Annotated in this window: 1 protein-coding gene (cut by a window edge); it reads right to left on the bottom strand. The window is 72.2% G+C overall.

Annotation, left to right across the window (positions count from 1 at the left end):
* Window position 1: 1 nt before the first annotated feature.
* Window positions 2-7,818, bottom strand: the final stretch of a protein-coding gene (locus FHX73_RS46860; protein ID WP_281292780.1) for a type I polyketide synthase. 16,897 nt of this gene lie beyond the right edge of the window; only the last 7,817 of its 24,714 coding nucleotides appear in the window; the start codon falls outside the window, past its right edge — the gene reads right to left on this strand; its stop codon occupies window positions 2-4.

Here is a 7,818-nt window from a genome sequence, read left to right as displayed (position 1 = left end):
ATTAGGAAACTCCTAGCTCTTTAGCAATAAAGTCAAAGACTTCATCAGCCGAGGCCGACTCAAGTTTCTGTGCCGCGGTGTTCTCCGCCGTCGGCTCCTGCTCGCGCATCCACTTCGAGAGCACGGTCCGCAGTCGGGCCGTGATGTCGGAGCGCATTTCGCTGTCCGCGGGTACCTCGGAGAGGATCGATTCCAGCTGGGTGAGCTGGGTGAAGACCGCCGGTTCCACCACCACGTCCGCGAAGATCTCCGGGCAGAGGTGCCCAGCGAGTTCGGCCGGTGTCGGGTGGTCGAAGACCAGGGTGGCGGGGAGGGTGAGGCCGGTCTCGGTCGCGAGCCGGTTGCGCAGTTCCAGCCCGGTCAGCGAGTCGATGCCCATGTCCTTGAAGGCCCGCTGGGGGTCGATGTCCGCGGGGCCGGCATGGCCCAGCACGACGGCGACCGCGGCCCGGACGACCTCCAGGACCTCCTGCTCACGCTCGGCGGGACCGAACGCGGCCAACCGGGCCGCCAGCCCACCCGTCTCCGCGGCCGTGGCCACGGCTGCGGTCGGGCGTGCGGCGACTCCGCCGGCGGTCAGGCCCCGCAGCAGCGCCGGCACCTCCCGCCCGCCGCGCGAGAACGCCGCCAGGTCCAGCCGGGCCGGGACCGCCAAGGGCGCGCCCAGCGCGGCCGCTGCCTCGAAGAGTGCCAGGCCCTCCTCGGTCGTCAGCGGCTGGACACCGCCACGGCGCAGGCGGGAGAGGTCGGCGCCGGCCAACTGCCCGGTGATCTCCGAGGTCTGGCCCCACAGCCCCCAGGCCAGCGACTGACCGGCCAGGTGCCGCTCGCGGCGGTAGGCGGCCAGCGCGTCCAGGAACGCGTTGGCAGCGGAGTAGCTCCCCTGCCCCGGGCTGCCCACGCTGGCTGCGGCCGAGGAGTAGAGCACGAAGCCAGCCAGGCCCGCGTCTTCGGTCAGCTCGTGCAGGTTCCACGCCGCATCGGCCTTCGCCGCCATGACGGTCGCCATCCGCTCGGGCGTCAGCGACTCCACCGTCGCGTCGTCGATCACACCGGCGGCATGCACGACCGCCGTCAGTGGCCGCTCAACCGCGTTCCTCGCCAGGACCGAGGCGAGGGCGTCGCGGTCGGCGGCATCGCCGGCCTGCACCCGCACCACCGCGCCCGAGCCGGCCAACTCCGCAGCCAGGCGGGCGACTCCGGGAGCGACCGGGCCGCGCCGCGACATCAGCAGCAGGTGCCGCATGCCACGGACGTTCACCAAGTGCCGGGCCAACTCCCCGCCAAGCGTGCCGGTTCCACCCGTGATCAGCGCCGTGCCCTGCGGGTCCCACTCGGCGGGGACGTTCAGCACGACCTTGCCCAGCTGCCGGGCGGCCTGCAGATAGCGCAGCGCCGCCACCGACTGGGACAGCTCGAAGCTCGTCACGGGCGGCGGGACCACCGTGCCCGCGTCGAACATCGCCCCGAGCTCGGCCAGCATCTCCTCGATGCGCGGCTCGCCCGCGTCCATCAGGTCAAACGCCTGGTAGACCACCCCGGGGTAGGCCTCGGCGACCTGCTCGGGGTTGCGGATGTCGGTCTTGCCCATCTCGACGAACTGGCCGCCGCGCGGCAACAGTCGCAGCGAGGCGTCCGTGAACTCCCCCGCGAGGGCGTTCACGACCACATCCATGCCCTGACCGCCGGTCACGGCCAAGAACCGCTCGCAGAAGGCCAGATCACGAGTGGACGCGATGTGGGTGTCAGCCACGCCCATCGCCCGCAGTGCCGGCTGCTTGGCCGGGCTGGCGGTCGCGAAGACCTCCAAGCCCCATGCCATGGCCAACTGCACTGCGGCCGTGCCAACTCCACCGGTACCAGCGTGGATCAGCACCCGCTGACCCGGGCGGACCTGGCCGAGATCACGCAACGCGTAGAACGCGGTGAGGAACCCGACCGGCACCGCCGCAGCCTGCTGGAACGACCAACCCTGCGGGATGGCCGCCACCATGCGGCTGTCCACGATCCCGACCGGCCCCCAGTTCGGCACCAGACCCATCACGGGCTGACCCACCGTCAGACCCGTCACTCCGGGGCCGGTCTCCAGGACGATCCCGGAGCCTTCCCCGCCGAGGATCCGGCCGTCGGAGACCATGCCCAGCCCGGTCACCACGTCGCGGAAGTTCACGCCCACCGCACGCAGCCCGACCCGGACTTGGCCTTCCGCCAACTCGGCGCCCAGCTCAGGTGCTTCGACGACGGTCGCGCTGCCCAGGTCGCCCGGTCGGGCGACCTCGATCCGCCAGCCCGTGCCACGCGGCAGCTCCAGTTCCCCGGCTGCCCCGGCCCGGGCCAGCCGCCGGCCGAACGCCGCGATTCCGCCGGCCTCGGGGCGGATGCGGAGCTCGGACTCATCGGCACCCAACACCGCCGCCAGGACAGCGTCCACGTCAGCGTCGCGGGTGGGGTCCAAGTCGGCTGACGGGTCGACATCGACCAGCAGCAGACGACCCGGGTGCTCCGACTGCGTGGAGCGGATCAAGCCCGTCACCGCTGCGGCGGCCAAGTCCTGCCCAGCGGCTGCGCCCTGGGTCCAGATCACCAACCGGGAGTTGTCGGTCTCGGGGTCACCGAGCCACTCCTGCACCCAACCCAACACCGTCGCGGCAGCCAGCTGGGCCGCCTGCGGGGCCGAAGTCCCGGGCGGGGCAGCCGGGACGGCCGCCACAACCACCGGCGCCACCGCCGAGCCGTGCCGCACCCAGCTGACTGCGGCCTCAGCGGCCTGCGGGGCAGGAACCGGGACCCAGTCCACGGTGAACAGCGACTGCCGCACCTGGCGACCAGCGCCGGCGAGCTGTCCGGCCGAGGCCTCGCGCATCGCCAACGACCGGGCTTCCAGAACGGGTTCACCGACGCCGTCGAACGCCGTCACCGAGACGCCGCCCGACTTGCGGGCCAGCACCACCCGCAGGTGGCGGGCACCGCCGGCCAGCAGCCGCACGCCCGACCACGCGAACGGCAGCCCCGTCCCGCCACCACCGTCGCTGGCGGCCAGCAGACCGTGCAGCGCGGCATCGAGCAGAGCGGGATGCAGACCGAACGCGGCCGCGTCCGAGTCGATGACCTGGGGCAGTTCGGCCTCGGCGTAGACGGTGTCCCCGGCACGCCAGACCTGGCGCAGGCCCTGGAACGCCGGACCGTAGTTGTATCCGCGCTGGGCGAACGCTTCGTAGGCGCCGTCGACCGGCACCAGCTCCGCACCGACCGGAGGCCAAGCGGCCAGCCGGGCGGGGGCGGGCTCACTGTCGGCCGGCGCCAGCACACCGACCGCGTTGCGAACCCATTCGCCTTCGCCCTGGCGGGAGGAGACCGTGACGGTTCGGCGACCGCTGTCGCTGTCGCCAACGTGGACCTGCAGCTGCACGCCACCGCGCTCCGACAGCACCAGCGGTTCCTGGAGCGTCAGCTCCTCCAGTACGCCACAGCCGGCCAGGTCACCGGTATGGACCGCCAGGTCCACGAACGCGGTTCCCGGCAGCAGGACCGTGCCCTGCACGGCGTGGTCGGCCAGCCACGGCATCGTGGCCAGTGACAGACGACCCGTCAGGACCAGCCCGTCGCCCTCGGCCAGCCAGACTGCGGCCGCCAACAACGGGTGGCCAGAACGCTGCTGACCGGCCGACGAGGCGTCACCACGAGCGGTGACGGCCTTCGGCCAGTAGTGCTGATGCTGGAACGGGTAGGTCGGCAGAGCGATCTTCCTCGCTCCGGCGGTCAGCCCCGCCCAGTCCACCTCAACACCGGCCGCGAAGAGGCCAGCCAGCGCACGCAGCGCCGTCTCGGGCTCGTCCTGGCCACCGCGCAGCGCCGGGACCCACGTCCCCGAGTCTCCATCGACCATCGCCGACAGCGCACCGTCCGGGCCCAACTCGGCGAACACGCCGATGCCCTGAGCCCGCATCGCCTCGACCACGTCGTGGTGGCGGACCGTGTCACGCACATGCGCCACCCAGTAGGCGGGGTCGGTCACGTCCGCGCCCGGCGTCCCGGACACCAGCGGGATCCGCGGCTCGTGGCAGGTCACCCCGTCCAGGACCTGGGCGAACTCCTCCAGCATCGGGTCCATCAACGGCGAGTGGAACGCGTGACTGACCCGCAGCCGGCGCGCCCGCCCACCCTGGTCCCGCCACAGGCCGGCCAGCTCGTCCACCACGGACTCGACACCCGAAATCACCGTCTGCCGCGTACTGTTGACCGCCGCGACCGCCACACCCTCACGCCCGGCAACCAGCTCCGCGACCTGCTCCGCCGACGCATCCAGGGCAGCCATCGCACCGCCGGCCGGCAGCTCCTGCATCAAGCGACCGCGTGCCGCCACCACTGCGCATGCGTCGGCCAGGTCCCAGACCCCGGCCACGTACGCGGCCGTGACCTCGCCGATCGAGTGCCCGGCCACGCACTGCGGCACAACGCCCCACGAGGACCAGAGCCGGAAGAGGGCCACCTGCACCGCGAACAGCCCGGCCTGGGCGAACACGGTCTGGTCCAGCTCCGGACCACCGGCCGCGATCACCTCACGCAGCGAACCGGGCAGAAGGCCGTCCAGGTGCCCGCAGACCTCGTCAAAGGCCTCAGCGAACACCGGGAACGCCTCGTACAGACCAAGGCCCATCCCCAGACGCTGGGAACCCTGCCCGGAGAAGACGACAGCGACCCGGCCATCACCAGCGGTCCCGGTCACCACGCCGGGTGCCTCCTGGCCCACCGCGGCAGCGGTCAGGCCTTCGAGCAGCTGGTCGCGGTCCCGGCCGATCACCGCCAGGCGGTGGGAGAAGGCCGTGGTCCGGGTAACGGCCAGGGAGAACGCCACGTCCTTGGCCGCAACCTCCGGACGGGCCACCGCGAACTCCGCCAGCCGACCGGCCTGCTCAGCGAGTGCCGGAGCGGACCGTGCCGACAGCACCCACGCCACCGGCTCCGTGGACTCCGGCCCATCCGGGACAGGTGCCTCAACAGCAGGAATGTCCTGCGTGGGCTGTTCCAGGATCATGTGGACGTTGGTGCCGCTGATCCCGAACGCCGACACACCCGCACGCCGAGGGCCGGAACCAGCCGGCCACTCCCGCGCCGTGCTCAGCAGTTCCACCGCTCCGGCCGACCAGTCGACGTGCGAGGACGGGGCGTCGACATGCAGGGTCTGCGGCAGCATCCCGTGCCGCATCGCCTGCACCATCTTGATCACACCCGCCACACCAGCAGCAGCCTGCGTGTGGCCGATGTTCGACTTCACCGACCCGAGCAGCAGGGGCCGACCCTCCGGCCGGTTCTGACCGTAGGTGGCCAGCAGCGCTTGGGCCTCGATCGGGTCACCCAGTGCGGTGCCGGTGCCGTGCGCCTCGACGACGTCAACGTCGGCCGGCTGCAACCCCGCACTCGCCAGCGCGGCCCGGATCACCCGTTGCTGCGACGGTCCGTTCGGCGCGGACAGACCGTTGCTGGCCCCGTCCTGGTTGACCGCGCTACCCGCCACGACCGCCAGCACCTTGTGCCCACGAGCCCGCGCATCGGACAGCCGTTCCAGGACCACCATGCCGACGCCTTCGCCCCAGCCGGTGCCATCAGCGGCATCGGCGAACGGCTTGCAGCGGCCGTTGGCGGCCAGGCCGCGCTGGCGCGCGAACTCCGTGTAGGTCCCCGGGGTGGCCATGACCGTGACGCCACCGGCGAGCGCGATCCCGCACTCCCCGGACCGCAGCGCCTGCGCGGCGAGGTGAATCGCCGTCAGCGAGGACGAGCACGCCGTGTCGATCGACACCGCCGGACCCTGAAGCCCCAGCGAGTACGCCACTCGGCCCGACGCCACGCTCGCCGTCGTCCCGGTCATCCCGAAGCCGCCGGCACCGTCCTGCGCACTGATCCGGTAACCCGAGGCGACGATCCCGGCGTAGACGCCGGTGTCGGTGCCCTTCAGCGAACCCGGGGCGATCCCCGCGTCCTCCAGCGCCTCCCAGCAGGTCTCCAGCAACAGCCGCTGCTGGGGATCCATGCCCAAGGCCTCACGCGGACTGATGCCGAAGAACTCCGCATCGAAGTCACCAGCACCGGCGAGGAAACCACCGACCCGGGCAAAGGCCCCTGCATCATCACCGGAATCAGCATCCGGCAGGGCGGCCACGTCCCAGCCACGGTTCGCCGGGAAGCCCGCCATCGCATCGGTCCCCGTAGCGACCAGCTGCCAGAAGCCCTCGGGGTCCTCGACCCCGCCGGGGAAGCGGCAACCCATACCGACGATCGCCACCGGCTCATCCGTGCCGACCCGAACCACCGGCACAACCGCCGACCCGACGGCTTCGGGCGTCCCGCAGGCCTCGGTCACCAGGTAGCGGGCGACCTCCAGCGGCGTCGGCTGGTCGAAGACCAGGGTGGCCGGCAGGGTGAGGCCGGTCTCGGCCGAGAGCCGGTTGCGCAGCTCCAGCCCGGTCAGGGAGTCGATGCCCATGTCGCGGAAGGCGCGCTGGGGGTCGATGTCCTCGGAGCGTTCGTGGCCCAGCACGACCGCGGCAGCGGCCCGGACGATCTCCACGACGTCGTGCTCGCGCTCAGCCGGGCTGAGCGCGGCCAACCGGCCTGCCAGGCCGCCCTCGTCCGCGGCCGTTGCCACGGCGGCAGTCGGGCGCGCGGTGACACCGCCAGCGGCCAGGCCCCGCAGCAGCGCGGGCACCGGCCGGCCGCCACGGGACAGCCCGCTCAGGTCCAGCCGGGCCGGGACCGCCAGCGGCGCACCCAGCGCGGCGGCCGCCTCGAACAGCGCCAGCCCCTGCTCCGTCGTCAACGGCTGAACACCGCCACGGCGCAGACGCGAGAGACCCGCGCCCTCCAGGTGGCCGGTCATCTCCGACGCCTGGGCCCACAGACCCCACGCCAGCGACTGACCGGCCAGGTGCCGGTCGCGACGGTAGGCAGCGAGTGCGTCCAGGAACGCGTTCGCGGCCGCGTAACTCCCTTGGCCCGCGCTGCCCATGACGGCTGCGGCCGAGGAGTAGAGCACGAAGCCGGCCAGGCCCGCGTCTTGGGTCAGCTCGTGCAGGTTCCACGCCGCGTCAGCCTTGGCGGCCAGCACGGTCGCCATGCGCTGCGGTGTCAGCGACTCCACGGTGGCGTCGTCGATCACGCCTGCGGCGTGCACAACCGCCGTCAACGGCGACTCGATCCGCTCCAGCACCGAGGCGAGGGCGTCACGGTCGGCGGCATCGCCGGCCTGCACCCGCACCTCTGCACCCGAGGCGGCCAACTCCGCGACCAGACGGGCAACTCCCGGCGCCGCCGCACCCCGGCGGGACATCAGGACCAGGTGCTGCATGCCACGCACGTTCACCAGGTGCCGGGCCAACTCCCCGCCCAGCGTGCCGGTACCGCCGGTGATCAGCACGGTTCCGTCGCGATCCCACTCGGCCGGCACGTTCAGCACGACCTTGCCCACGTGCCGAGCCGCCTGCAAGTACCGCAGTGCTGCCACGGCCTGCGACAGTTCGAAGCTCGTCACCGGCGGCGGGACCAGCGTCCCGGCCTCGAACATCGCCCCCAGCTCGGCGAACATCTCCGCGATGCGCGGTACTCCGGCGTCCATCAGGTCGAAGGCCCGGTAGACGACCCCGGGATGGGTCTGCGCGACCTGCTCCGGGTTGCGGATGTCGGTCTTGCCCATCTCGACGAACTGACCACCACGCGGCAGCAGTCGCAGCGACGCGTCCGTGAACTCCCCGGCCAGGGCGTTCACCACCACGTCCACGCCCTCGCCACCGGTCACGGCCAGGAACCGCTCGCAGAAGGCCA

This window comes from Kitasatospora viridis, assembly GCF_007829815.1.
Classification (GTDB): domain Bacteria; phylum Actinomycetota; class Actinomycetes; order Streptomycetales; family Streptomycetaceae; genus Kitasatospora; species Kitasatospora viridis.
This window is presented reverse-complemented; position numbering and strand designations above follow the sequence as displayed.